The 23,422-nt window shown below is 71.2% G+C and carries 23 protein-coding genes; 11 read left to right on the top strand and 12 right to left on the bottom strand.

The annotated features are described in order from the left end of the window. Positions 1-610, bottom strand: a 610-nt coding sequence (locus QZ500_RS05575) for a YggS family pyridoxal phosphate-dependent enzyme (RefSeq protein WP_295851938.1), incomplete at its 3' end; no start/stop codon positions are given. A gap of 42 nt (positions 611-652) precedes the next feature. Between QZ500_RS05575 and QZ500_RS05570 the strand changes: the two genes are divergently transcribed. The 4 genes from QZ500_RS05570 (at position 653) to QZ500_RS05555 (ending at position 4,732) form a co-directional block, all read left to right on the top strand. Next, positions 653-1,696 carry a type IV pilus twitching motility protein PilT gene (locus QZ500_RS05570; RefSeq protein ID WP_295851933.1) on the top strand — a complete coding sequence of 348 codons (1,044 nt, stop codon included), beginning with the start codon at positions 653-655 and terminating at the stop codon, positions 1,694-1,696. 23 nt (positions 1,697-1,719) lie between these two features. After that, positions 1,720-2,346, top strand: coding sequence for a cyclic nucleotide-binding domain-containing protein (locus QZ500_RS05565; protein ID WP_295851930.1), 627 nt, complete (start codon positions 1,720-1,722; stop codon positions 2,344-2,346). Positions 2,347-2,407: 61 nt separating this feature from the next. Next, positions 2,408-3,544, top strand: coding sequence for a PilT/PilU family type 4a pilus ATPase (locus tag QZ500_RS05560; RefSeq protein WP_295851928.1), 1,137 nt, complete (start codon positions 2,408-2,410; stop codon positions 3,542-3,544). 261 nt (positions 3,545-3,805) lie between these two features. Continuing rightward, positions 3,806-4,732: an NAD(P)-dependent oxidoreductase gene (locus tag QZ500_RS05555; RefSeq protein WP_295851926.1), complete on the top strand. Its 927-nt coding sequence runs from the start codon at positions 3,806-3,808 to the stop codon at positions 4,730-4,732. Positions 4,733-4,798: 66 nt separating this feature from the next. Here the strand turns inward: QZ500_RS05555 and QZ500_RS05550 are convergent, their stop codons facing one another. The 6 genes from QZ500_RS05550 to QZ500_RS05525 all read right to left on the bottom strand — a co-directional run bounded on the left by QZ500_RS05550 (position 4,799) and on the right by QZ500_RS05525 (position 10,922). Then, positions 4,799-5,530 carry a BON domain-containing protein gene (locus QZ500_RS05550; RefSeq protein WP_295851944.1) on the bottom strand — a complete coding sequence of 244 codons (732 nt, stop codon included), beginning with the start codon at positions 5,528-5,530 and terminating at the stop codon, positions 4,799-4,801. Positions 5,531-5,571: 41 nt separating this feature from the next. After that, positions 5,572-6,171 carry an SIS domain-containing protein gene (locus QZ500_RS05545; protein ID WP_295851924.1) on the bottom strand — a complete coding sequence of 200 codons (600 nt, stop codon included), beginning with the start codon at positions 6,169-6,171 and terminating at the stop codon, positions 5,572-5,574. Between the two features lie 87 nt (positions 6,172-6,258). After that, on the bottom strand, positions 6,259-8,562 hold the full coding sequence (locus tag QZ500_RS05540) for a xanthine dehydrogenase family protein molybdopterin-binding subunit (protein WP_295851922.1): 2,304 nt from the start codon (positions 8,560-8,562) through the stop codon (positions 6,259-6,261). After that, entirely contained in the window at positions 8,559-9,560 is a 1,002-nt protein-coding gene (locus QZ500_RS05535) for a xanthine dehydrogenase family protein subunit M (protein ID WP_295851920.1), read from the bottom strand. Before QZ500_RS05535 ends, QZ500_RS05540 begins: the two co-directional genes overlap by 4 nt. Further along, on the bottom strand, positions 9,557-10,117 hold the full coding sequence (locus tag QZ500_RS05530; RefSeq protein WP_295851918.1) for a 2Fe-2S iron-sulfur cluster-binding protein: 561 nt from the start codon (positions 10,115-10,117) through the stop codon (positions 9,557-9,559). The genes QZ500_RS05535 and QZ500_RS05530 overlap by 4 nt, the downstream gene beginning before the upstream one ends. 133 nt (positions 10,118-10,250) lie before the next feature. Next, positions 10,251-10,922: a histidine phosphatase family protein gene (locus QZ500_RS05525; RefSeq protein ID WP_295851915.1), complete on the bottom strand. Its 672-nt coding sequence runs from the start codon at positions 10,920-10,922 to the stop codon at positions 10,251-10,253. Positions 10,923-11,050: 128 nt separating this feature from the next. Between QZ500_RS05525 and QZ500_RS05520 the strand changes: the two genes are divergently transcribed. Beyond that, complete coding sequence (locus tag QZ500_RS05520; protein ID WP_295851913.1) at positions 11,051-11,644, top strand: YceI family protein; 594 nt, start codon at positions 11,051-11,053, stop codon at positions 11,642-11,644. Positions 11,645-11,809: 165 nt separating this feature from the next. Further along, a complete protein-coding gene (locus QZ500_RS05515) occupies positions 11,810-13,048 on the top strand; it encodes an acyl-CoA dehydrogenase family protein (protein WP_295851911.1) in 1,239 nt (412 codons plus the stop codon). Positions 13,049-13,064: 16 nt separating this feature from the next. Here the strand turns inward: QZ500_RS05515 and QZ500_RS05510 are convergent, their stop codons facing one another. Next, on the bottom strand, positions 13,065-13,964 hold the full coding sequence (locus QZ500_RS05510; RefSeq protein WP_295851908.1) for a LysR family transcriptional regulator: 900 nt from the start codon (positions 13,962-13,964) through the stop codon (positions 13,065-13,067). Between the two features lie 104 nt (positions 13,965-14,068). Between QZ500_RS05510 and QZ500_RS05505 the strand changes: the two genes are divergently transcribed. The 4 genes from QZ500_RS05505 to QZ500_RS05490 all read left to right on the top strand — a co-directional run bounded on the left by QZ500_RS05505 (position 14,069) and on the right by QZ500_RS05490 (position 17,953). Beyond that, positions 14,069-15,043 (top strand): tripartite tricarboxylate transporter substrate binding protein, encoded by a 975-nt coding sequence (locus QZ500_RS05505; RefSeq protein ID WP_295851906.1) that lies wholly within the window; start codon positions 14,069-14,071, stop codon positions 15,041-15,043. A gap of 73 nt (positions 15,044-15,116) precedes the next feature. Further along, on the top strand, positions 15,117-15,956 hold the full coding sequence (locus tag QZ500_RS05500; RefSeq protein ID WP_295851903.1) for a substrate-binding domain-containing protein: 840 nt from the start codon (positions 15,117-15,119) through the stop codon (positions 15,954-15,956). A 150-nt stretch (positions 15,957-16,106) separates the two neighbouring features. After that, positions 16,107-17,174 carry a porin gene (locus QZ500_RS05495; protein ID WP_295851901.1) on the top strand — a complete coding sequence of 356 codons (1,068 nt, stop codon included), beginning with the start codon at positions 16,107-16,109 and terminating at the stop codon, positions 17,172-17,174. 116 nt (positions 17,175-17,290) lie between these two features. Then, complete coding sequence (locus tag QZ500_RS05490) at positions 17,291-17,953, top strand: trimeric intracellular cation channel family protein (RefSeq protein WP_295851899.1); 663 nt, start codon at positions 17,291-17,293, stop codon at positions 17,951-17,953. 28 nt (positions 17,954-17,981) lie between these two features. On the opposite strand, the gene QZ500_RS05485 is transcribed toward QZ500_RS05490, so the two are convergent. From QZ500_RS05485 to QZ500_RS05470, 4 genes are all read right to left on the bottom strand, one after another. Then, positions 17,982-18,866, bottom strand: a complete 885-nt coding sequence (locus QZ500_RS05485) for a PhzF family phenazine biosynthesis protein (protein ID WP_295851897.1) — start codon at positions 18,864-18,866, stop codon at positions 17,982-17,984. Positions 18,867-18,883: 17 nt separating this feature from the next. Then, positions 18,884-19,510: a glutathione S-transferase gene (locus QZ500_RS05480; protein ID WP_295851895.1), complete on the bottom strand. Its 627-nt coding sequence runs from the start codon at positions 19,508-19,510 to the stop codon at positions 18,884-18,886. 4 nt (positions 19,511-19,514) lie between these two features. Further along, a complete protein-coding gene (locus QZ500_RS05475; RefSeq protein ID WP_295851892.1) occupies positions 19,515-20,723 on the bottom strand; it encodes a PLP-dependent aminotransferase family protein in 1,209 nt (402 codons plus the stop codon). A gap of 141 nt (positions 20,724-20,864) precedes the next feature. After that, positions 20,865-21,740, bottom strand: a complete 876-nt coding sequence (locus QZ500_RS05470; protein WP_295851940.1) for a DMT family transporter — start codon at positions 21,738-21,740, stop codon at positions 20,865-20,867. 203 nt (positions 21,741-21,943) lie between these two features. Between QZ500_RS05470 and QZ500_RS05465 the strand changes: the two genes are divergently transcribed. Beyond that, positions 21,944-23,398, top strand: a complete 1,455-nt coding sequence (locus QZ500_RS05465) for a PLP-dependent aminotransferase family protein (RefSeq protein ID WP_295851889.1) — start codon at positions 21,944-21,946, stop codon at positions 23,396-23,398. The last annotated feature ends 24 nt before the right edge of the window (positions 23,399-23,422 follow it).

Raw genomic sequence — 23,422 nt, 5'->3', positions numbered from 1 at the left:
TGCCCATCGAAAGGGTGTCCAGCGGCAGCCCGTCGGCCACCAGCCGGTCGAACAGAGCGCGGGCCCGGCGGTGCACCGCCTCCTGGGCGGCGGCGTCGGGCTGCGGCTCGGGAATCGTCATCAGGCCGCGCAGTTGCAGGCGCGGCAGCGCCGCCACTGCGCGCGCCAGCGCCGGCACGTCCTCCGGCGCGGCACCCGACTTGTTGGCGCCGCCGTCGATATCCACCTGCAGGCAGACCTGCAACGGCGGCAGGTGGTCCGGCCGCTGGGCCGACAGCCGCTCGGCGATCTTCAGCCGGTCGACCGACTGCACCCAGTCGAAGTGGGCCGCGGCGAGCTTTGTCTTGTTGGACTGCACCGGGCCGATGCAGTGCCATTCCACGCCGACGAGGCCGAGGGCGCGCAGCGCCTCGACCTTGGCCACGCCTTCCTGCAGGTAGTTCTCGCCGAAGGCCTGCTGGCCGGCGTCGCGCGCGGCCTGCACCGCCTCCGGCCCAAAGGTCTTCGAGACCGCCAGCAGCTGCACGCCGGCCGGGTCGCGGCCGGCCGCCGCACAGGCTGCGGCGATGCGCTGGCGCACGGCCGCAAGGTTGTTACCGATCGTTGTCATAATCGTTCGAGCGTAGCAAACGACCCGTGCCCGAGGACCTCCGTGGACATCACCCAGCTGCTGGCTTTCAGCGTCAAGAACAAGGCTTCCGACCTGCACCTGTCGGCCGGCCTGCCGCCCATGATTCGGGTCCATGGCGACGTGCGGCGGCTCAATGTCGATGCGCTCGACCACAAGGGCGTGCACGCCATGGTGTACGACATCATGAACGACAGCCAGCGCAAGGCCTACGAGGAGTTCCTGGAAGTCGACTTCTCGTTCGAGATCGAAGGCCTGGCCCGCTTCCGGGTCAACGCCTTCAACCAGCAGCGGGGCGCGGGCGCCGTGTTCCGGACCATTCCCTCGAAGATCCTGACCCTGGAGGAGCTCAAGGCGCCGAAGATCTTCGCGGACCTCGCGCTCAAGCCGCGCGGCATGGTGCTGGTCACCGGCCCGACCGGCTCCGGCAAGTCCACCACCCTCGCCGCGATGGTGGACTACCTCAATGAGAACGAGTACGGCCACATCCTCACCGTCGAGGACCCTATCGAATTCGTGCACCAGTCCAAGAAGTGCCTGATCAACCAGCGCGAGGTCGGACCGCACACCAAGAATTTCGCGGCGGCGCTGCGCTCCGCGCTGCGGGAAGACCCCGACGCGATCCTGGTCGGCGAGATGCGCGACCTGGAGACCATCCGCCTCGCGATGACAGCCGCCGAGACCGGCCACCTGGTGTTCGGCACGCTGCACACCTCGTCGGCCGCCAAGACGATCGACCGGATCATCGACGTGTTCCCGGCCGACGAGAAGGAAATGATCCGTGCGATGCTGTCCGAGTCGCTGCAGGCGGTGATCTCGCAGACGCTCTGCAAGACCAAGGACGGCAGCGGCCGCGTCGCGGCGCACGAAATCATGCTGGGCACCAGCGCCATCCGCAACCTGATCCGCGAGGCCAAGGTCGCCCAGATGTACTCGGCGATCCAGACGGGCAACAGCGTCGGCATGCAGACGCTTGACCAGAACCTGACCGACCTGGTGCGGCGTAACCTCATCTCGCCGGCCGAAGCGCGCAGCAAGGCGAAGATCCCGGACAACTTCCCCGGCTGATGCGGGGCGGCACGGCAGACACCATGGATCCGACCCGACACTCCGAAACGACCCTGCCGACCGGCCTTATTGGCGGAAGTCCTGTCGGCGGCTTCTTCGCCCGGGCGTTCGACGACCTGGGCGTGGACATGTCGCGGCTGGTGTCGTGGCCCGCGCGGGCCGCCGGCATCGATGCGCAGGCGCTGCCGACGGCCGAGGGCATGGCGCTGCTGGCGCAGGCCTGGCAGCACGACCGCCACATGGGCCGCCTCACCTACGGGCAGATCGCGCGACTGGAACCCTTCTTCTCGTTCGCCTCGGTCGCAGCACACCAGCAGGTGATCCGCCAGGACGAATACGGCAATTTCATGGTGATGCTGGTCGACGGGACCATCGCGGTGGACCGCCGCCAGCCCTGGGGCGAGGACCTGCGCCTGGCCGAGGTGCGGCCGGGCGACGTGCTGGGCGAGATGTCGCTGCTCGACAGCGGCATCCGCTTCTCGACCTGCACCACGCTCGACGACTGCGCCATCGCGGTGCTCACGGCGGAATCGCTCGACCGGATGGTCGATGCGGAACCGCAGCTCGCCGCGAACCTGATCGCGCTGCTCGCGCGCAAGCTGTCGCTGCGGCTGCGCGTCGTCAGCGCCCGGCTCGGCGACGGCAGCTGACGGCGCCGGCACCGCGCCCGTTCTCACTCCTCCCCGCACATCCAGTACCGAAGGCGACGCGATGGAACGCGACCAGGCCAGCAAATTCATCAACGACCTGCTCAAGCTGATGGTCAGCCGCGGTGGCAGCGATCTGTTCATCACCAGCGAATTCCCGCCGGCGATCAAGGTCGACGGCAAGGTGACCAAGGTGTCGCCGCAGCCGCTCGGGCCGGGCCACACGCTGGCGCTGGCACGCTCGATCATGAACGACCGGCAGGCAGCGGACTTCGAACGCACCAAGGAGTGCAATTTCGCGATCTCGCCCGCCGGCGTGGGCCGTTTCCGCGTCAATGCCTTCGTGCAGCAGGGCAAGGTCGGCATGGTGCTGCGGCTGATCCCCACCGTGATCCCGACGATCGACGGCCTGGGCGTGCCGCAGGTGCTCAAGGACGTGGTGATGACCAAGCGCGGTCTCTGCATCCTGGTCGGCGCCACCGGCTCGGGCAAGTCGACGACGCTCGCGGCGATGGTGGACTGGCGCAACGAGAATTCCTTCGGCCACATCATCACCGTCGAGGACCCGGTCGAATTCGTGCATCCGCACAAGAACTGCGTGATGACGCAGCGCGAAGTCGGCCTCGATACCGACAACTGGGAAGCCGCGTTGAAGAATACGCTGCGCCAGGCGCCGGACGTGATCCTGATGGGCGAGATCCGCGACCGCGAGACGATGGAGCATGCCGTCGCCTTCGCCGAAACCGGCCACCTGTGCCTGGCCACGCTGCACGCCAACAGCGCCAACCAGGCACTCGACCGGATCATCAACTTCTTCCCGGAAGAGCGGCGGGTGCAGCTGCTGATGGACCTGTCGCTGAACCTGCGCGCCATGATCTCGCAGCGGCTGCTGCCCAAGCAGGACGGCAAGGGCCGGGCGGCGGCGGTCGAGGTGATGCTGAACACGCCGCTGATCTCCGACCTGATCTTCAAGGGCGAGGTGTCGGAGATCAAGGAGATCATAAAGAAGAGCCGCAACCTCGGCATGCAGACCTTCGACCAGGCGCTGTTCGACCTGTTCGAGGGCGGCGTGGTCACCTACGAAGATGCGCTGCGCAACGCCGATTCGGTCAACGACCTGCGGCTGCAGATCAAGCTCAACAGCCAGCGGGCCAAGTCGCTCGACCTACTGGGCGGTACCGAACATCTGGAAATCGTGTAACAGGGGTTTGCGCCTACAGGACACCCCCAGCGCTGTGATAGCCTGCGGTTTCGTTCTCCCCGCTTCCGCTGCGGGCACAGAGGACGCAGAGGAAGAAGAAGCGGCACTCACTACGTGCGGCTCCCCCTTGTGGCCCAGCCGAAAAGAACAATAGCCCCTCCTCTGCGTCCCCTGTGTCTGCGGGATGCATCTCTTCCCACAGGCAGTTCTCCTCCCGGTCCCCGTGCCGCGGTCTTCTCTCCCTCCCTCTTTGTCCACGCCATGTCCACACTCGCTTCCAAGAGCTACGCCGTCACGCCTTCGCGCACCGTCGCCTTCCTGGGGCTGGGGGTGATGGGCGGACCGATGGCCGGCCATCTGGCCCGCGCCGGCCACACGGTCACGGTCTACAACCGCACGGCCGCCAAGGCGGAAGCATGGGCGGCCGAGTTCGGCGGACGCACCGCACCGACGCCCCGTGCGGCGGCGGACGGCGCGGACATCGTGTTCTGCTGCGTCGGCAATGATGACGATCTGCGCGCCATCGTGCTCGGTACCGCCAGGGAAGACGGCCAGCGCCGCGACGACGGCGCTTTCGCCGGCATGCGCGAAGGCGCGATCTTCGTGGACCACACCACCGCCTCGGCCGACGTCGCCCGCGAACTGTACGCCGCGGCGCGTGCGGCCGGCCTGCACTTCGTCGATGCGCCGGTGTCCGGCGGCCAGGCGGGCGCGCAGAACGGCGCGCTTACCGTGATGTGCGGCGGCGACCCAGCCGCCTTCGACACGGTGGCTCCGGTGGCAGCCGCCTTCTCGCGCGCCTTCACGCGGCTGGGCGAGGCGGGCGCTGGCCAACTGGCGAAGATGGTCAACCAGATCTGCATCGCCGGGCTGGTGCAGGGCCTGGCCGAAGCGGTCGCCTTCGGCCAGAAGGCGGGCCTCGACATGGCCCAGGTGCTCAACGTGATCGGCAAGGGCGCTGCCCAGAGCTGGCAGATGGACAACCGCGGCAAGACGATGGTGGAAGGCCGATTCGATTTCGGCTTCGCGGTGGACTGGATGCGCAAGGACCTGGGGCTGGTGCTCGACGAGGCGCGTCGCAACGGCGCCCGGGTGCCGGTCACGGCCCTGGTGGACCAGTTCTACGGCGACGTGCAGCAGATGGGCGGCCAGCGCTGGGACACGTCCAGCCTCATCAAGCGGCTGTAGGCCCGATGGCCCTGCGGGAAGGGCACGGCCGCTGATCGGCCGCCCGCACGCAGGGCGCGCCGATGCCTACCGCACCGGCGTCACCACCGCACCCGACGGGGCCGGTGCAGGGGCCGGAGCCGGCAGCGGCGCAGGCGCCGGTGCTGCTGCGGCGGGCATCGCCGCTTCCGACGACGGCGCAGGCGGTTGCTGGCGGCCGATGTTCGACAGTTCCTGCTCGCTGATCAGCTCGAACACCCGGACCACCTTGGTCACGCCCCGTACGCCACGGGCGATCTCGGCGGTGCGGTTCGCCTCGCGCTGGCTGACCCGGCCCATCAGGTAGACGGTGCTGCGTTCCGTCGTCACTTTGAACGCGTTGGCGTAGATGTCCTTCGCATCGACGAAGCTGGCCTTGACCTGGGCGGTGATGAAGGCGTCGCGCGACCGGTCGGCGAGGCTGGAGGGCGGCGCGATCGCGATGTCGTTGACCACGCCGCGCACGTTCTCGACGCGGGCCACCAGTTGCTCGACGAGCTGGCGGTCGGCCTCGGTCGGCGCCTCGCCGGTCAGCAGCACCTGCCGGTTGTAGCTGGTCACGTTGACGTGCACGCGGGCTTCGGCCGCGCTGGTGCTGATCGCATTGCCGGCCCGGCGCTCGATGCTCTCGTCCTCCAGCTGGGTGCCGGCGGTCCGGCGGTCGGTCACGACCAGGCCGGTGCCGGCCACGGCCGCGCCGCCGATCACCAGCGGCACGCAGCCGGACAGCGCGCCGGCCAGCAGGCCGGCGGCCAGGGCGATGCAGGCCGTCCGCGGCATGCGAGAGAAGCCGGTGGAAGCAGAGGGAGAGAAAAAGCGGTTCATGGTGCGATGTCCTGTTCGCCGAGCAGTTGGGCATCCACGCTGTCGCAGATGCAGTGGAGGGCCAGAGCATGGACTTCGTGGACGCGTGCCGCGCGGTCATGCGGCACGCAGAGGTGGATGTCGGTCTCGCGCAGCAGGCCGGCGATCCGGCCGCCGTGGCGGCCGGTCAGCGCCACCACGGTCATGTCGCGCTCGTGCGCGGCGTCGATGGCGGCGAGGAGGTTGGCGCAGTTGCCGCCGGGTGACAGCGCCACCAGCACGTCGCCCGCATGGCCCAGCGCCCGCACCTGCCGCGCGAACAGCGGGGACGCGTCGGGCTCCGGCCCGGTGGCGGTGAGCAGCGCACCGTCGGTGGTCAGGGCCAGCGCCGCGAGTTCGGGGCGCTCGCGCTCGAAGCCGCCGACGAAGGAAGCGACCAGCACCTGGGCGAGTGCCGCGGAGGTGCCGTTGCCGCAGGCCAGCACCTTGCCGCCGCCGGTCACACTGGTCAGGATCGCCTGCACGGCGGCGGCGATCGGCGATCCGAGCGCCTCTGCGGACTGGTAGTTCAGGTCCGCGCTGTCGATGAAATGCTGGTGGATACGTTGCTCGAGCATGGCTGCGCGGATGATACCGGCGGGGTGGCGGCCCGCCGGGGCGCAGTTGTAGCAAGGGATTGCCGCCGGTCCCGGCCGGCGGTCGCGCTACAGCCCGACCGGCGCTGCACCCACGGGAGCCGCCTGGGGCGGCCGCACCCGGTCCGGCGTCATCGGCAGTGCATGCATGCGCCGGCCGGTCGCATGCCAGATCGCGTTGGCGATCGCGGCCGACACGCCGACGATGCCGATCTCGCCCACGCCCTTCACACCCAGCGGATTGACGATCGCGTCCTCTTCCTCGACGAACATCACCTCGATGCGGCCGATGTCCCGGTTCGCCGAGATGTGGTACTCCGCCAGGTTGTGGTTCATCACCTTGCCGAGCCGGTGGTCATGCAGCGTGTCCTCGTGCAGTGCCTTGCCGATCCCCCAGACGATCGCGCCCTCGATCTGGCTGGCAGCGGTCTTCGGGTTCACGATCCGGCCGGCTGCGATCGCGCTCACCACCCGGCTGACTTCCACGGTACCGTAGTCCTCGTCCACCCGCACCTCGACGAACACCGCCGAGTGGGTGGAACGGGTGTACTTGCGCTGGCGCAGCAGGTGCGGCAGCGTGGTGGTCTTCATGTCGATCGCCTGCAGGCGGCTGCGCTGCAGCAACTCGGTGAAGGCGACGGCGCGCGACGGATCGGCCTTCAGCCGGATCGTGCCGCCCACGAACTCCACCTCGGAGAACAGCGGCTTGCCGAGTGGCGCGTCCGGCAGGATGCGCACCAGGCGGAACAGCTTCTTCGCGACCTTGCGGCAGGCCGCCTCGACCGCGGTGCCGATGGTGGCGACGGTCATCGAGCCGCCCTCGATCGGCGCCATCGGCATCTCGGAGTCGCCGAGGGCGAAGCGGACCCGGTCCAGCGGCAGGCCCAGCGCCGCCGCCGCGATCTGCGTCATCACGGTGTAGGTGCCGGTGCCGATGTCGGCGGTCGCGCTGCTCACGTCGAGCGAACCGTCGGCCTGCAGGACGGCGCGGGCCGAACCCGGCATCTGCATCGCGTCCCAAACCCCGGTGGCGCAGCCCCAGCCGATGCGGGTGCGCCCGTCGCGCATCGAGCCCGGCTCCGGCGTGCGCCGGGCCCAGCCGAAACGTTCGGCCGCCTCGGCATAGCAGTCGTGCAGGGCCTTGCTGGAGAAGGGCTTGTCCTCGGCCTCGTTGCGGTCGGTGTAGTTGCGCAGCCGGAATTCGAGCGGATCGACGCCGGCCGCCGCGGCCAGCTCGTCCACTGCGCACTCGAGCGCATGCAGCCCGGTGACCGCACCCGGCGCCCGCATGTCGAGCGGCGTGAAGCGGTCGAGCTGCACCACCTTGTAGTCGAGCGCGACGTTGTCGCAGCGGTAGAGCAGGCCGGACCAGTTCACCACGATCTCGACGTAGTCCTCCGCGCGCGAGGTCTCGGCGATCGCCTTGTGGCGGATCGAGGTGAGCCGGCCCTCGGCATCGCACGACAGCTTGAGCGACTGGCGCGTCTCCGGCCGGTGGCCGAAAGTGAACATCTGCTGGCGGGTCAGCACCACCCGCACCGGCCGGCGCAGCATCAGCGCGCCCATCGCCGCCAGCACCAGCTGGTACTGCGGCCGCAGGCCCGAGCCGAAGGCACCGCCGATGAAGGGTGCCAGTACCCGGATGTCGTGCTTGCGCAGCTTGAGCGCATGCGCCAGGTACATGCGCGAGTTCTGCACGCCCTGGGTCTTGTCGTAGATCGTCAGCCGGCCGGGGCCGTCGTAGATCACGGTGCTGGCGTGCATCTCCATCGGGTTGTGGTACTCGGCCGCCGCATGGAAATCGGCCGCGACCTTGAAGGGCGCCTCGGCGAACGCCGCGGCCGCGTCGCCGCGCGGCTTCGGCGGCGGCTGGTAGCCGAGCTTGAGCCGGCTGGGTTGGTAGGCATCGCCCAGGTGGGCTTCCAGGTCGCTGCGGTGCAGCCCGGCTTCGTAGTGCACCTCCACCAGCCGCGCCGCATGGCGGGCGATCTCGAAGGTCTCGGCGATCACCAGCGCCACCGGCTGGCCGGCCGAATGCACCAGGTCGTCGTAGAGCGGCCGGAACGGCGAGCCCGACGGCGCATCGATGTCCTTGTGGAACAGGTCGTGGCGCGCCATCGGCAGCCGGTGCTCGTGGGTGAGCACGTCCAGCACGCCGGGAAAGGCGAGCGCGGCGCTGCAGTCGATCCGCCGGATCCGGCCGCGCGTGATGGTGCTCGACACCACTACGCCGTAGGCCAGGTCGTCGGCGAAATGCTCGGCCGCATAGCGTGCAGTGCCGGTCACCTTGGCGCGGCCGTCCACCCGCGGCACGGCGTCGCCGAACGGGCGCGGCAGGGTGATGTCGGGGCGGTCGAAGCCGGAGTCGTTCATGCGAGGGCCTCCGCGGCGGCTGCGTCTGCGAGTGCGCGGACGATGGTCGTGCGCGCGAGGTCGATCTTGAAGTCGTTCTGGCCCTGGCCACGCGCGCCGTCGATCAGCGCGTCGGCCAGCCGGCCGAACTCGGCATCGGTGGCGGGGCGGCCTTCCAGCAGGGCCTCGGCCTCGGGCCGGCGCCAGGGCCGGTGGGCGACACCGCCGAGCGCGACCCGCGCGGCGCGGATCGAACCGTCGTCGGCAAGGTCGAGCGCCGCGGCGACCGACACCAGCGCGAACGCATAGGAGCGGCGGTCGCGGATCTTGACGTAGGCGGTGTGGCGGGCAAAGCGCGGCGCCGGCAGCACCACGCCGGTGATCAGTTCGCCGTCGCCGAGCGTGGTGTCCTGCTCCGGACGGTCGCCCGGCAGGCGGTGGAATTCCGCCATCGGGATGGTGCGCGGCCCGGACGTGCCCTGCACCTCGACCGTCGCTTCGAGCGCCGCCAGCGCGACGCACATGTCCGACGGGTGCACCGCGATGCAGTGCTCGCTCGCGCCCAGGATCGCGTGGATGCGGTTGACGCCGCCGACCGCGCCGCAGCCGGTGCCCGGCGCCCGCTTGTTGCAGGGGGTGCCGACGTCGTAGAAGTAGTAGCAGCGGGTGCGCTGGAGCAGGTTGCCGCCGGTCGTCGCCATGTTGCGCAGCTGGGGCGATGCGCCGGCGAGCAGGGCCTGCGCCAGCAGCGGATGGCGGCTCCGCACCTCGGCGTGCCAGGCGCAGTCGGCGTTGCGCACCAGCGCGCCGATCCGCAGCCCGCCGTCGGGCAGCGTCTCGATCGCGGCGAGCGGCAGGCGACCGATATCGATCAGCCGTTCCGGCGTCGTCACGCCTTCCTTCATCAGGTCGAGCAGGTTGGTGCCGCCGGCGATGAAGCGCACGGCGCCGGCCAGGCCGGCCGCGCGCTGGACCGCGTCGTCGGCGCTGGTGGCGCGTTCGTAGGCGAAGGGCGTCATGCGGCCGGCTCCCAGGTCCGGCCGCCGGCGTTGCGGGCCGCCGGGTCGCGCAGCACCTGCACCACCGATTCGACGATGTGTGGATAGGCACCGCAGCGGCACAGGTTGCCGCTCATCTGTTCGCGCACGTCGTCCTCGTTCTGCGCATGGCCTTCGCGCAGCAGCCCGACCGCCGAACACAGCTGGCCCGGCGTGCAGTAGCCGCACTGGAAGGCGTCGTGGTCGATGAAGCCCTGCTGCAGGGGATGCAGCGCCTCGCCGTCGGCCAGGCCCTCGACCGTCACGATGTCAGCATCCTCGTGCATCACCGCGAGGGTGAGGCAGCTGTTGATGCGCCGGCCGTCAACCAGCACGGTGCAGGCGCCGCACTGGCCGTGGTCGCAGCCCTTCTTGGTGCCGGTCAGCCGGCAGCGCTCGCGCAGCATGTCGAGCAGCGTGGTCCACGGCTCGACCTGCTGCTGCACGGGCTGCCCGTTGAGCGTGAATCGCACGGTCGTCGAGGGCGGCAGGCTGCCGGCGCGGGCGACGGGCGGGGACTGCGAAGGGGCCTGGTCCATGGCGGCGGTCTTTCTTGCGGAACCTGTGGGGATTCGCGATTGTGGAAAGTGCCGGTCGGCCTGCCCCGTAGCGCCGGGCGCCGCCCGTCTGTAGGAGGCAGCCGACCACGATGCACGCGCCGCGCGTGCAATGTCAGGCGTAGGTATGCCAGTCGCGGTGCTCGTCGGCGTCCAGGTGCGGCAGGGTGTTGAAGCTCAGCAGGCTGTGGCGTTTCGGGTTGAAGACGAATTCGGTGACCGCCGTGTTGCGGATGCGCAGGTTCAGCTCGATCACCGTCGCCGCCGGCGTGCCGAGCACATGGCCGACGGCCGTCGAGATCGGACCGCCGGAGGACACCAGCAGCACGTCGCCCTGGCAGCCGCGCACCGCATCGAGCGCCGCGACCACGCCTTCGACGAACACCGCGTGCGTAGGCATGCCGGCCGGCGCGGTGCGGCCGTCCATCCAGTGCCCGAGCCCTTCGCGCAGCAGCCGGAAATGGTGGCGGTAGCCGTCGGACGTGTCGGCCGGCGGCAGGGGATCGGTGTGGAACGCGGCAATGACCGCAGCGCTGTCGTATTCGTTCAGGCCGGGCAGGGCGGAGGGGGCCGGCGCGGCCCCGCCGCCCATCCCGCGGGCGATGCCCTCGAACGTCTCGGCATGGCGGCGCAGGGTGCCGGTGAAGGCCGCGCCGAACGCCACGCCCCGCTCCCGGAAGTAGGCACCGAGCCGCTCGGCCTGCCGGTGCCCGAGCGGACTGAGCCGGTCGTAGTCGTCCGCGCCGAACGACGCCTGGCCGTGGCGCACGAGGTAGAGCGTTCCCATGCGGCGATTCTGGTGCGTGGCACGGACGCGGGCGTGTCCCTGCGGCGACCGTTACCGGTGCCGACGGAGGCGTTCCTACACTTTGCGCTCGTCCCCCACAAAACCGCCTTCCACGAAAGTCCCTTGCCATGACCCTGTCCACCCGTTCCGTTCGCGCCCTGGGAGCCCTGGCCTCCGTACTCGTGTCCGTCACCGCTCTGGCGGCCCCGGTGCGGTACGAACTCGATCCGGGCCACACCTATCCCAGTTTCGAGGCCGACCACATGGGCCTGTCGATCTGGCGCGGCAAGTTCAACCGCTCGAGCGGCACGGTGGAGCTCGACCGTGCCGCCGGCACCGGCACGGTGGACGTGACGATCGACACCACCTCGATCGACTTCGGCCACGACGAGATGAACCGCCATGCCCGCGCGGCCGACATCTTCGACACCGACCGCTATCCCACCGCCACCTACAAGGGCCGGCTGACGGATTTCCGCAACGGCATGCCGCGCACCGTGCGGGGCGAACTCACGCTGCACGGCGTCACCAGGCCGGTCAAGCTCGACGTGGTGAGCTTCCGCTGCGTGCCGGAGCATCCGATCAACAAGCGCGAAACCTGCGGCGCCGACCTGCGCGGCACCTTCAACCGCGGCGATTTCGGCATCACCTTCGGCCTCGACATGGGCATGAAGCCCACGGTGCAGCTGCGCATCCAGGCCGAGGCGATCCGGCAGGACTGAGCCCCACGTCCCGGCACTCTGCCGGCACTGCTCCGGCGCAGTCCCCCGCACCGTCGCGGCGGCGCCGCGCGTCACGCGCGGGACTGCCGGCGTGGCGGCGGCGGTGTGCAATCCGGGCTGCAGGCACCGCGCGTGCCGCCGATTTCCCACCGCCAGGAGCCCCCCATGCTCGGAGACCATTCCGCCAAGACGCAGGATCTGTTGCAGAGGCTCAACGCCTTCTTCGACGCCTACATCTATCCCAACGAGGAGCGCTACGCCCGTGAGCTCGACGCGATGCGGCGCGAAGGCGATCCCTGGCGCCACGTCCCGGTGGTGGAGGAGCTCAAGCCGGTCGCGCGGGCGGCCGGTCTCTGGAACATGTTCCTGCCGCACGAGTACAAGGGCGTGCCCGGCATTTCCAACCGCGACTACGCGCCGCTGTGCGAGGTGATGGGCCGGGTCAGCTGGTCGGGCGAGGTGTTCAACTGCTCGGCGCCCGATACCGGCAACATGGAGACGATCGAGCGCTACGGCACCGAGGAGCACAAGCGCCAGTGGCTCGACCCGCTGCTCGCCGGCGAGATCCGTTCGGCCTTCCTGATGACCGAGCCGGCGGTGGCCTCGTCCGACGCGACCAACATCCAGTGCACCATCCGCCGCGAAGGCGACGAATACGTGATCAACGGGCGCAAGTGGTTCTCGTCCGGTGCGGGCGTGCCGCACTGCAAGATCTTCGTGGTGATGGGCAAGACCGATCCGGAGGCGCCCAAGCACCAGCAGCAGTCGATGGTGCTGGTGCCGCGCGACACGCCGGGTGTCACCGTCGTGCGGCCGATCCACGTGTTCGGCTACGACGACGCGCCGCACGGTCACATGGAGATCCTGCTGGAGAACGTGCGGGTGCCGGCCTCCAATATCCTGCTCGGCGAGGGGCGCGGCTTCGAGATCGCGCAGGGCCGCCTCGGCCCGGGGCGAATTCACCACTGCATGCGCTCGATCGGTGCGGCCGAGCGGGCGCTGGAGATGATGATCGACCGCCTGCGCAGCCGGGTCGCCTTCGGCCGGCCGCTGTCGGAGCAGTCGATCTGGCACGAGCGGATCGCCGAGTCGCGCTGCATGATCGACCAGGCCCGCCTGCTGGTGCTGAACGCCGCGCACCGGATGGACACGGTCGGCAACAAGGAGGCGCGGGCCGAGATCGCGATGATCAAGGTGGTCGCGCCCAACATGTCGTGCAAGGTGGTGGACTGGGCGATCCAAGCCCACGGCGGCGGCGGCGTGAGCCAGGACTTCTGGCTGGCTGAAGCCTATGCCCACCAGCGCACGGTGCGCATCGTCGACGGCCCGGACGAGGTGCACCGCAACGCGATCGCCAAGCTGGAGATCGCCAAGCGGGCCGCACGGGCGACGCCCGCCGCCTGATACCGCCTGCGGCGGCTCAACGCGCGGGATGCGCCTGCAGCAGGTGCTGCCGCAGCGCCTCGGCCATCGGACCCGGCGTGCGGTCGCGGCGCTGCAGCACGCCGAGGGTGCGCCACACCGGCGGGTCGACCAGCGGAACGCCGCAGACCGCCGCATGGCCCGGGCGCAGGGCCAGCTGCGGCATGGCGGCCAGGCCCAGGCCGGCCTCCACCAGCGCCAGCGCGCCTGCCAGGTGGTTGCATTCGTGCCACGCCACCGGCTGGCCCGGCAGCTCCGCCACCACCTGGTCGAGCAGCAGCCGGTTGCCGCTGCGGTGCGATACCGACACCAGCCGCTGCCCCGCCAGTTCGGACCAGGCGACGGCCTCGCGCCCGGCCCAGGGATGGTCGGCCGGCATGGCCAGCATGTAGCGCTCGCGCATCAGCGCCTCGAACCGCAGCTCCGGCTCCTGGCTGCCGGTGAAGCTGATGCCGAAATCGGCATCGCCGCGTACCACCGCATCGCGGACCTGCGGCGCACTCTCGTCGATCACCTGCACTTGTACTTCCGGATGCTGCTGCGTGAACGAGCGCAATACCTGCGGCAGCAGATGCGTCGCGACCGACGGGATGCAGGCGATCGCCACCTTTCCGTGGCCCAGACGCAACTGGTCGCCGACCCGCTGCACCGCCTGGTCGAGCCCCGCAAGCGCCGTGCGCGCCTCACGCAGGAATTCCTGGCCGACGGTCGTCAGTTCGACCTGGCGCGTCGTCCGCTCCAGCAGCCGGGCGCCGACCGCGGCTTCCAGCCGCTCCACCCGCCGGCTCAGCGCGGGCGGCGACAGGAACAATGTCTCGGCCGCGTGCCGGAAGCTGGCCTTCTCGGCGGTCACGACGAACGCCATCAGCTCACCCAGGTCGAATTTGATGCGCTGCATGCAACAGTGTCTCTGTAAATTGCAATTCACAGAATAGTACGCGCTGCCTACGATCGCGGCCGTTTCGGAGCCCCTCCGGCTCCACCGCGCCTCACGGAGACAGCATGCAACGCCGAACCCTTGCCCTGACCTGCGCCCTCGCGGCCGGTCTTTCCTTCCTGACCCCGGCCGCCCACGCCGAGGACTTTCCGCCGAAGAAGCCGGTCACCCTGGTCGTCGGCTTCGCCGCCGGCGGTTCGGCCGACATCGCGGCCCGGATCATCGCCAAGAAGCTGAGCGAGAACATCGGCCAGTCGGTGGTCGTGGACAACAAGCCGGGCGCCGGCGGCAACCTAGCGCACGTCCAGGTGGCGCGCGGCCCGTCCGACGGTTCGATGCTGCTGTTCGGCTCGATCGGCCCGCTGAGCATCGCGCCGCACTTTATGAAGGTCGGCTACGACCCGGTCAAGGACCTGGCGCCGATCAGCATGGGCGTGTCCTTCCCCAACGTGCTGGTGGTGCCGGCCAGTTCCGGCATCAAGACCCTCGGCGAGTACGTCGCGAAGGCCAGGCGCGAGCCGGGCAGGTTGGACTTCGCCTCCACCGGCCCCGGCTCGGCTTCCCACCTGGCGGGCGAACTGCTGAACGACGTCGCCAAGATCGATGTGGTGCACGTGCCCTACAAGGGCGGCGCGCCGGCCCTGCAGGACGTGCTGGGCGACCGCGTCGTCTCGTTCTACGCCGCACCGCCCACCGCGCTGCCGCACATCGAGAGCGGCAAGCTGATCCCGCTGGCGACCACCGGCCTGACGCGCCCGGCATACCTGCCGAAGGTGCCGACCGTGGCCGAGACCTTCCCCGGCTTCAACGCGACCAACTGGTACGCCTTCGTCGCCTCGGCCAAGACGCCCGCGCCGCTGCTCGACCGCTGGAACACCGAGATCGTCAAGGTGCTGAACGCGCCGGACGTACGCGAAGCGCTGCTCAAGCACGGCCAGACCGTCGCGCCGGGCAGCCGCGAGGAACTGGGCAAGTTCATCGTCGCCGAGAACGAGAAGTGGGGCCGGATCATCCGCGAACGCAAGATCACCGCGGACTGACGCGCAGGCCGCACCGCAGCGACCCCCCGACCAGCAGCACCCATCACCACCACAACCACAACCGAGACACGCCATGACGTCCATCGCCTCCACCCCGCTGCCGCCCGCCGGCCTGCGCCGCCGCACCGTCGGTGCGCTGCTCGGCACCGCCCTGACGCTGGGCCTGACCTTCGGCGCGGCCGCACCTGCCGCGGTCCAGGCCGGCGAGATCCGGGTCGTCACCTCCGGCGGCTTCTCGGCCGCCTACGACCAGCTGGTGCCGCTGTACGAACAGGCCACCGGCCACAAGGTGGTGACCGAGCGGGGCGCCTCGATCGGCAACGCGCCGGACTCGATCCCGAGCCGAATGGCACGCGGAGAGCAGTTCGACGTGATCATCCTGGCCGACTCCGCGCTGGACAAGCTCGCCGCCGAAGGCAAGGTGCAGCCCGGCAGCCGCGTGGACCTGGGCCGCTCGATGATCGGCCTGAGCGTGCGCAAGGGCACGCCCAAGCCCGACATCAGCACGGTCGAGGCCCTGAAGCAGACGCTGCTGAACGCCAAGAGCGTTGCGTATTCCGCCAGCGCCAGCGGCACCTACCTGTCGAACGAGCTGTTCCCGCGCCTGGGCGTGGCCGAGCAGATGAAGACCAAGGCCACCAAGATCTTCAGCGAGCGCGTCGGCGCGGTGGTGCTGCGCGGCGATGCCGAGCTCGGCTTCCAGCAGGTGAGCGAACTGCTGCCGTTCAAGGAGCTGGACTTCGTCGGCCCGCTGCCCGACGAGGTGCAGCAGCGGGTGTTCTTCTCGGCCGGCCTGGCCGTCGGCGCGCGCGATCCGGAAGCGGCCCGCCACCTGATCCGCTACCTGGCGTCGCCGGCGGCCGCCGGCATCGTGCGCAGCACCGGCATGGAGCCGGCCGCCGCCGCCCGCTGACCGCGCTGCCGGCTGCGCAGCGCGCATCGCCGGCCCGCCGGGCACGCCACGCCGCGTGCCGACCCGTTCCGAACTCCGCGCCTTCCGTGCCGCGCCGGTCCCGTCCGGTGCGGCGGAGCGCTGCCCGTCTTCCGCACCCCCGAGCATCCGATGAACCTCCTTCGCCCCCTCGCCGCGGCTGCGGCCCTCGCCGTGCCGGCCTTGGTCTGCGCCCAGAGCAGCGTCACGATCTACGGCATCGCCGACCTCGCCGTGCGCCGCACCTCCGGCCTGAGCGCGGCCAACGCCGCCGTGCCGTCCGGCTCCGCCACGGCGCTCGCCAGCGGCGTGAACAACACCAGTCGGCTCGGCTTCCGGGGCCGCGAGGACCTGGCCGGCGGACTGTTCGCAGTGTTCAACCTGGAAACCGGCCTGAACCTCGACACCGGCCTGCCGGCCAACGCCAAGTTCTTCGACCGCGCCTCCACCGTCGGCCTCGGCGGCGGCTGGGGCACGGTGACCGCCGGCCGCCAGACCAACCTGCTGGCCGACGCGATCGGCCCGGTCGATCCGGTGGGCATGCGCTTCGCCGCGTTCAACCCCAACATCGCCACCACCGCGCTCAGCGCCCACGGCCTGGGCATCGAGTACGGATCGGCCGGTGCCACGACTGGCTCCTACCGGCTCGACAACGCGGTGAAGTACACCGGCCGCTTCGGCCCGGTGACGGCACGCGCGATGCACGGATTCGGCGAGAACCTGGCCGGCACCCGGCCGCAGTCGTCCACCGGCGCGGGCCTGGCCTATGCCGACGGCGGCCTGGCGTTGTCGGGCGCGTGGCAGACCTTCCGGTCGCCGGCCGGCCTGACGCTTGACGCCGCCACGGTCGGCGCTGCCTACCAGTGGGGCGCCGTGCGCCTGGCGGCCAACACCGGCCGCAGCGAGGCCGAGACGACCGCCACCGCCCGCACCGTGCAGCAGGTGCAATCGCTCGGCAGCACCTGGGGCGTGACGTCCGCGGTGGACCTGACCGCGGCGGTCTACCGCCTGAACCGGCAGCGCACCGGCCAGCGCGACGACGGCTACACCCGCGCGATCTTCTTCGCGGAATACAAGCTCTCGCGCCGCAGCCGGCTGTATGCGGAACTCGACCGCACCCGCTGGCGCGACAACTTCCAGGGCGCGGCCAACAAGCCGACCGGCACCGGCGCCACCGTCGGCCTGATCCACACCTTCTGACGGGCGCCGCCGCCCCGGGCGGCATCGACGGACAGCGGCAGGGGCCGTGCGGGTAGCATCGCGCGGCCCCGCCGGCGCAGCAGCCGCTACGGGACCGATCTTCGCCATCCGTCCTCATGAATGTCTACGACTGGGCTCTGTCGAGCCTGAACGACCGGCACCTGTTCACGGTGCTCGACCTCGCCGGCACCTTCGCCTTCGCGCTGAGCGGCGCGGTGGCGGCCCGCAACCGCGGGCTGGACTGGTTCGGCGTGGTGGCGATCGCCTTCGCGGTCGCCTGCGGCGGCGGGGTGCTGCGCGACCTGTGCATCGGCGCGGTGCCGCCGGCCGGCCTGGCGGACTGGCGCTACCTGACGGTGGTGCTGGTCGCGACCGCGATGGCGCTGGCCGCGCACACCCTGGTGGAACGGCTGGCGCATCCGGTGATGCTGTTCGACTCGATCGGGCTCGGCCTGTTCGCCGTGACCGGGGCGCAGAAGGCGATGGCGTTCGGCCAGAACGCCGAGGTGGCGATCCTGCTCGGCATGGTGACGGCCGTCGGCGGCGGCGTGCTGCGCGACGTGCTGCTCAACCGGGTACCGGTGATCCTGCGCCGCGAGATCTATGCGTCGGCCGCGCTGCTCGGCGCGGCGATCGAGGTGGCGGGCCAGATGCTCGGCTGGCAGTCGGATCTGCGGACCTGGTGCGCGCTGGCGGTGTGCTTCGTACTGCGCTACCTGTCGGTGCACTACCGCTGGCACCTGCCGCGGGCCGCGCCGCGCCGCCTGCCGCCGGACTGAGGCGCGCAGCCGGCGGCAGGCGCCAGGCTCAGAGCTGGACCGTGCCGGCGATGCCGTCGGCCACGTCGCCGCCGACCCAGATCTGGCCGCGGTCGTCGCGCGCCACATGCACCCGCCCCGCACGGCCCAGGCATTCGCCCTGCGAGGCGACGTAGGCCGGCGGCGCCAGGCCGTCGGCGATCAGCCATTCAGCCAGGCCGGCGTTCAGGCTGCCGGTCACCGGGTCCTCGGCCACGCCGACCGGGGCGGCGAAGGCGCGCACCGTGACCATCGGCGCATCGTTTGCTATCGAATCAGGAGCTGAAAGCGCAGGCGGGACGTGCGCTACACCCACTTTCGTGCCCGACTGCTTCAGCCGGGCATGGTCGGGCTGCAGCGCGAGCACGGTGCCGGCGCTGTCGAGCACCAGCCCGAGCCACACCGGCCCGTTGTCCAGCAGCTGGGCGGCGCGGATCTCCTGCGGCTGCAGGCCGAGCGCCCGCGCCACCTGCGCCAGCAGCGTGGGCGACGGTGCGCTGCGCCGCAGCGGCGGCGCGGCGAAGGCGAGCCGCCCGCCGTCGCCGGCCCCACCGCCCCGGCGGATGCGCACCGCACCGGCCGCGCATTCCTGCACCACGGTGCGCGCATCCCGCGGCACGCCGCCGGCGGCCAGCCAGGCGTGGCAGCTGCCGAGCGTCGGATGGCCGGCGAAGGGCAGCTCGCCGGCCGGCGTGAAGATGCGGACGCGGTAGTCGCAGCCGGGCTGCGTCGGCGGCAGCAGGAAGGTGGTTTCCGACAGGTTGGTCCAGGCGGCGAAGCGCTGCATCTGCGCATCGTCCAGCCCGGTGCCGTCGAGCACCACCGCCAGCGGGTTGCCGTAGCCGACGCGGTCGGTGAACACGTCGACCTGGCGGAAGGGGCGCGGTGCGGTCATGGGGCAGCGGCCGCCGGTCAGGCCAGCGGCTGGTCGAGCACGCCGGCGGCGCCGCTGCGGGCCGACAGCGCCTGGAACCAACGCTCCAGGTGCGGCCACGACGGGCGCGGCTGCGGCAGGCCGAACCAGCGGTGCACCTCGCAGGCGGCCGGGATGTCGGCCATCGTGAAGCGATCGCCGGCCAGGAATTCCCGCTGCGCCAGCTGCGCGTCGAGCATGCCGAGCAGCGGCTCCATCGCGGCGACCGAGCGGTCGATCGCGTCCTGCCGGCGCTGGTCGGCCGGGGTGCGGATCCACTGCAGGAAGGCGTCGCGACCGGCCGGGTTGAGGGTGGTCTGCTGCCAATCCATCCACTTTTCGGCCTCGAAGCGCTCGGGAATGCCCTGCGGGTAGAGCGTCTCGGAGGCGTAGCGGGCGCACAGGTAGCGGACCACCACGTTGGATTCCCACAGCACCACGTCGCCGTCCTCGTCGTGCAGCAGCGGCACCAGCCCGTTCGGGTTGCGCGCCAGGTAGTCGGGCTCCTGCACCAGGCCGAAGGCGCCGCCGGCGTCGGTCCGCTGCAGGGTGATGCCGAGTTCCTGCACGGTCCAGACGACCTTGCGCACGTTGATCGAGCTGAGCCGGCCCCAGAGATGCAGCATGGCGTCAGGCCTCCAGCGGTGCGGGCGTGCGGGCGGCGGCCGCCTGCGGCAGCGCCTCGCGGACCGCTGCGGCGAGCGCGGCGATGCCGGTGTCGATCTGGGCGGCAGTGGCGGTCACGAAGGACAGCCGCAGCGTGCGCGGATCGGCCGCGCCGGCGTAGAACGGCTCGCCCGGCACGAAGGCCACGCCCTTCTCGACTGCCTTGGGCAGCAGCGCCGCGGCGGTGAGGCCCGCCGGCAGCCGTGCCCAGAGGAACATGCCGCCGATGGGGGTGTTCCATTCGACCCCCAAGCCTTCCATCTCGCGGGCCAGTGCGGCCAGCATCGCGTCGCGCTGGGCCTTGTAGAGCGCGCGGATGGTGGGCACGTGGCGGTCGAGGAAGCCGTCCTTCAGCACCTCGGCGACGACACGCTGGTTGAAGCTCGGGCTGTGCAGGTCGGCCGCCTGCTTGGCCATCACCAGCCGGTGGTGGATCTCGGGCGGCGCGACGACGAAGCCCAGCCGCAGGCCCGGCGCCAGCACCTTCGAGAAGCTGCCGAGGTAGATGCTGCCCGCCGGGTTGCGGGCGGTGAGCGGCAGCGGCGGCGGCGTGTCGAACCAGAGCTCGCCGTAGGGGTTGTCCTCGATCACCGGCAGGCCGTGGCGCTGCACGCAGGCGACCAGCGCGACGCGGCGCGCCTCGTCCATCGTGCGGCCGGTCGGGTTCTGGAAGTTGGGCAGGGCATACAGGAAGCGTGCACCGGCCGCCTTGGCGGCGAGGTCGTCCACGTCGATGCCGCCCGTGTCGCTCTGCACCGCGACGACGGACGGCTCCATCGGCTGGAAGGCCTGCAGCGCGCCGAGGTAGGTGGGCGTCTCGACCAGGATCGGGCTGCCCGGGTCGATCAGCACCTTGGCGACCAGGTCCAGGCCCTGCTGCGAGCCGGTGGTGATCAGCACCTGGGCCGGATCGACGTTCCACGGCAGGCTGGCGGCGACCGCCTCGCGCAGCGCGGGCAGGCCTTCGGTGGTGGCGTACTGCAGGGCGGCGCGGCTGTCGCCCGCGGTGAGCACGCGGTCGCAGGCGGCGGCGAAGGCCTCGACCGGAAAGGCCTGGGGCGACGGCAGGCCGCCGGCGAAGCTGATGATGCCGGGCCGCTCGGTGAGCTTGAGCAGGTCGCGGATCGCGGAGGAGGTCATCTTGCGGGTGCGGGCCGCCAGGGTCCAGGTCATGGGAAAAAGTCCTCGGGAGCAGGAGACATCAGGGACGCGGCGAGCGGAGGCTGCGGCGAAAACGAAGGAGCGTAGGGTAGGCGCAATGCACCGTGTGCACGATAGGGAAAGCGGCAGGGTGGGGGCGACGGTCGGGCGGGTTCATGGGGCGGGCCGCGCCAGGCGCCGGCCGAGCAGCACGGTGGCGATCACCCCGCCGGCGAACAGCAGGGTCACCGGCTCCAGCGGCTCGCCGAGCAGCGGCACCGCGAACAGGATCGCGAAGAAGGGCTGCAGCAGCTGCGTCTGGCTGACCCGCAGCGTGCCGCCGAGCGCCAGCCCGCGGTACCAGGCGAAGAAGCCGATCCACATCGAGAACAGCCCGCAGTACAGAAAGCCGCCCCAGGCCGAGGCCGCGACCGGCTGCTGCGGCCAGAGCCACAGCGCGCAGGGCAGGGTGGCCGGCAGCGACAGCACGGTGATCCAGCAGATGGTGCGCTCGGCGCCCAGTTCGGCGGTGGCGCGGGCGCCGTAGACGTAGCCGAGCGAGCCGGTCAGCACCGCGCCGGCCAGCAGCAGGTCGGGCAGGCCCGGCAGGAAGCCGTGGCCGGCGCGGGCGGCCCGCAGCACCGCGAACAGCACCACCAGCGCGGCGCCCGCCACCGCGCACCACCAGAAGCCGCGCGCCGCCCGCTGGCGCAGCACCAGCGCGGCGATCGCGGCCGTCGCCAGCGGCATCAGGGCGGTCACCACCGCCGCATGGCTCGACGGCACGGTGCGCAGCGCGATCGCCAGCAGCAGCGGATAGCCCAGCACGTTGCCGGCCACGCCCATGCCGAGCGGCAGCCAGTGGTGCCGCCGCGGCAGCGGCGCCCGCACCGCGAGCAGCACCGCCGCCGACAGCAGCCCGGCCAGCGCGGCGCGGCCGAGCGTCAGGAACCAGGGCGAGAGCTGCGGCGCGTCCTGGGTGCCGGTGGCCAGCCGGGTCATCGGCAGTGTGGCCGCGAACATCGCCACGCCGAGCACGCCCAGCCACATGCCGCGGGTCTCGTCGCGGCGGCGGCGCTCGGCGGCGCCCGTGCCCGCAGGGTCGAGGGGCGGCAGGGGCAGCGCGGGTTGCGGGTTCATGGCCGCTACTCTAGAGTCGCAGACCATCACAGAACCGCTACAGACAGGCCGACAGGCACCATATCTGTATCGGTCGTGTCGCAGGCACAGCCCACCGGATCGCCGTTTTGCCCATGCTCACCCGCAACCCGTCGCTCACCCTGACCGAACAGCTCGCCGGCCGTTTCGCCGCCCGCATCCGCGACCAGCTGCTGCCGCCCGGCACCCGGCTGCCCTCGGTGCGCGAATGCGCCCGTCAGCAGGGCGTGAGCACCCACACGGTGGTGGCGGCCTACGACATGCTGCTCGCGCAGGGGCTGGTGGAGGCGCGACGGCAGCGCGGTTTCTTCGTCCGGGATTCGCAGGCAAATCGGGCTTCTGCGCCCGTCCTGTCTGCGCAAGCTGCTATCGAAAGCGGAGCAAGCGTGCCCTTGGGCCTACCGGCCGGCGCCCGCATCCACGCCACGGCGCTGATCCGCGGCATGTTCCAGACCGCCGCCGGCCGGCCGCAGCCGGGCTCCGGCATGCTGCCGGCCGACTGGATGGACCTGCCGGCGCTGCCGGCCGCGGTGCGCAAGGTCGCGGCCAGCGCCGCCTGGGCGCGCGGCACCCGGCTCTACGGCGAGCCGCTCGGCGACGCCGGCCTGCGCGAGGTGCTGTCGCACCGGCTCGCGGCGCTGCAGGTGCCGGCGCCGGCCGCGCAGATCATCACCACCGTCGGCGCGACCCACGCGCTCGACATCGTCAGCCGCACGCTGCTGAAGCCGGGCGATCCGGTGATGGTGGAGGAGCCCGGCTGGTCGGTCGAGTTCGCGCGGCTGGAATCGCTCGGCCTGCGCATCCTGACGGTGCCACGCCATGCCGACGGCCCCGACCTGGCGGTGATGGCGCGCTACTGCGAGGCCCATGCGCCGCGCCTCTTCATCAGCGTCAGCGTGTTCCACAACCCGACCGGCCACTGCCTGACACCCGGCGCCGCCCACCGGCTGCTGCAGCTGGCCGAAGCGCACGACTTCCACATCGCCGAGGACGACACCTACGGCCATATCGCGCCGGAGCACGCCACCCGGCTCACCTCGCTCGACGGGCTGCGGCGCACGCTCTACATCGGCGGCTTCGCCAAGCTGCTGGCGCCCAACTGGCGCGTCGGCTTCCTCGCAGCGCCGGCGCCGCTGGTCGACCGGCTGCTCGACACCAAGCTGCTGGCCACGCTCACCACGCCGGCGCTGCTGGAGCAGTCGCTCGCGATCTGCATCGAACAGGGCGCGCTGCGACGGCACGCCGAGCGGGTCCGCGGCCGGCTCGACGCGGCGCGCACCCGCAGCGCCCGGCTTGCGCGCGCGGCCGGCTGCACCTTCCTCGCCGAGCCGGCGGGCATGTTCGGCTGGCTCGAGACCGGCGTGGACACCGACCTGCTCGCGCAGCGCATGCTCGACGGCGGCTGGCTGCTGGCGCCGGGCGCGCTGTTCCACGCCAGCCGCCAGCCCTCGTCCGCGATGCGGATCAATTTCGCGAACACGCAGGACGCGGCGTTCTGGGAGGCGTTCCGGGCGGCGCGGGACGGGCTGTCGGCGGCGCGGCCGGGCTAGCGTGTTCTTCGCAGCAAGTCGGCG

The organism is uncultured Xylophilus sp., assembly GCA_913776965.1.
GTDB lineage: Bacteria > Pseudomonadota > Gammaproteobacteria > Burkholderiales > Burkholderiaceae_C > Xylophilus.
This window is presented reverse-complemented; position numbering and strand designations above follow the sequence as displayed.

Coding starts and splice junctions, on each gene's coding strand:
- QZ500_RS05565 (WP_295851930.1), top strand. CDS start 1,720: ATGGATCCGACCCGACACTCCGAAACGACCCTGCCGACCGGCCTTATT.
- QZ500_RS05560 (WP_295851928.1), top strand. CDS start 2,408: ATGGAACGCGACCAGGCCAGCAAATTCATCAACGACCTGCTCAAGCTG.
- QZ500_RS05555 (WP_295851926.1), top strand. CDS start 3,806: ATGTCCACACTCGCTTCCAAGAGCTACGCCGTCACGCCTTCGCGCACC.
- QZ500_RS05550 (WP_295851944.1), bottom strand. CDS start 5,530: ATGCCGCGGACGGCCTGCATCGCCCTGGCCGCCGGCCTGCTGGCCGGC.
- QZ500_RS05545 (WP_295851924.1), bottom strand. CDS start 6,171: ATGCTCGAGCAACGTATCCACCAGCATTTCATCGACAGCGCGGACCTG.
- QZ500_RS05540 (WP_295851922.1), bottom strand. CDS start 8,562: ATGAACGACTCCGGCTTCGACCGCCCCGACATCACCCTGCCGCGCCCG.
- QZ500_RS05535 (WP_295851920.1), bottom strand. CDS start 9,560: ATGACGCCCTTCGCCTACGAACGCGCCACCAGCGCCGACGACGCGGTC.
- QZ500_RS05530 (WP_295851918.1), bottom strand. CDS start 10,117: ATGGACCAGGCCCCTTCGCAGTCCCCGCCCGTCGCCCGCGCCGGCAGC.
- QZ500_RS05525 (WP_295851915.1), bottom strand. CDS start 10,922: ATGGGAACGCTCTACCTCGTGCGCCACGGCCAGGCGTCGTTCGGCGCG.
- QZ500_RS05520 (WP_295851913.1), top strand. CDS start 11,051: ATGACCCTGTCCACCCGTTCCGTTCGCGCCCTGGGAGCCCTGGCCTCC.
- QZ500_RS05515 (WP_295851911.1), top strand. CDS start 11,810: ATGCTCGGAGACCATTCCGCCAAGACGCAGGATCTGTTGCAGAGGCTC.
- QZ500_RS05510 (WP_295851908.1), bottom strand. CDS start 13,964: ATGCAGCGCATCAAATTCGACCTGGGTGAGCTGATGGCGTTCGTCGTG.
- QZ500_RS05505 (WP_295851906.1), top strand. CDS start 14,069: ATGCAACGCCGAACCCTTGCCCTGACCTGCGCCCTCGCGGCCGGTCTT.
- QZ500_RS05500 (WP_295851903.1), top strand. CDS start 15,117: ATGACGTCCATCGCCTCCACCCCGCTGCCGCCCGCCGGCCTGCGCCGC.
- QZ500_RS05495 (WP_295851901.1), top strand. CDS start 16,107: ATGAACCTCCTTCGCCCCCTCGCCGCGGCTGCGGCCCTCGCCGTGCCG.
- QZ500_RS05490 (WP_295851899.1), top strand. CDS start 17,291: ATGAATGTCTACGACTGGGCTCTGTCGAGCCTGAACGACCGGCACCTG.
- QZ500_RS05485 (WP_295851897.1), bottom strand. CDS start 18,866: ATGACCGCACCGCGCCCCTTCCGCCAGGTCGACGTGTTCACCGACCGC.
- QZ500_RS05480 (WP_295851895.1), bottom strand. CDS start 19,510: ATGCTGCATCTCTGGGGCCGGCTCAGCTCGATCAACGTGCGCAAGGTC.
- QZ500_RS05475 (WP_295851892.1), bottom strand. CDS start 20,723: ATGACCTGGACCCTGGCGGCCCGCACCCGCAAGATGACCTCCTCCGCG.
- QZ500_RS05470 (WP_295851940.1), bottom strand. CDS start 21,740: ATGTGGCTGGGCGTGCTCGGCGTGGCGATGTTCGCGGCCACACTGCCG.
- QZ500_RS05465 (WP_295851889.1), top strand. CDS start 21,944: ATGCTCACCCGCAACCCGTCGCTCACCCTGACCGAACAGCTCGCCGGC.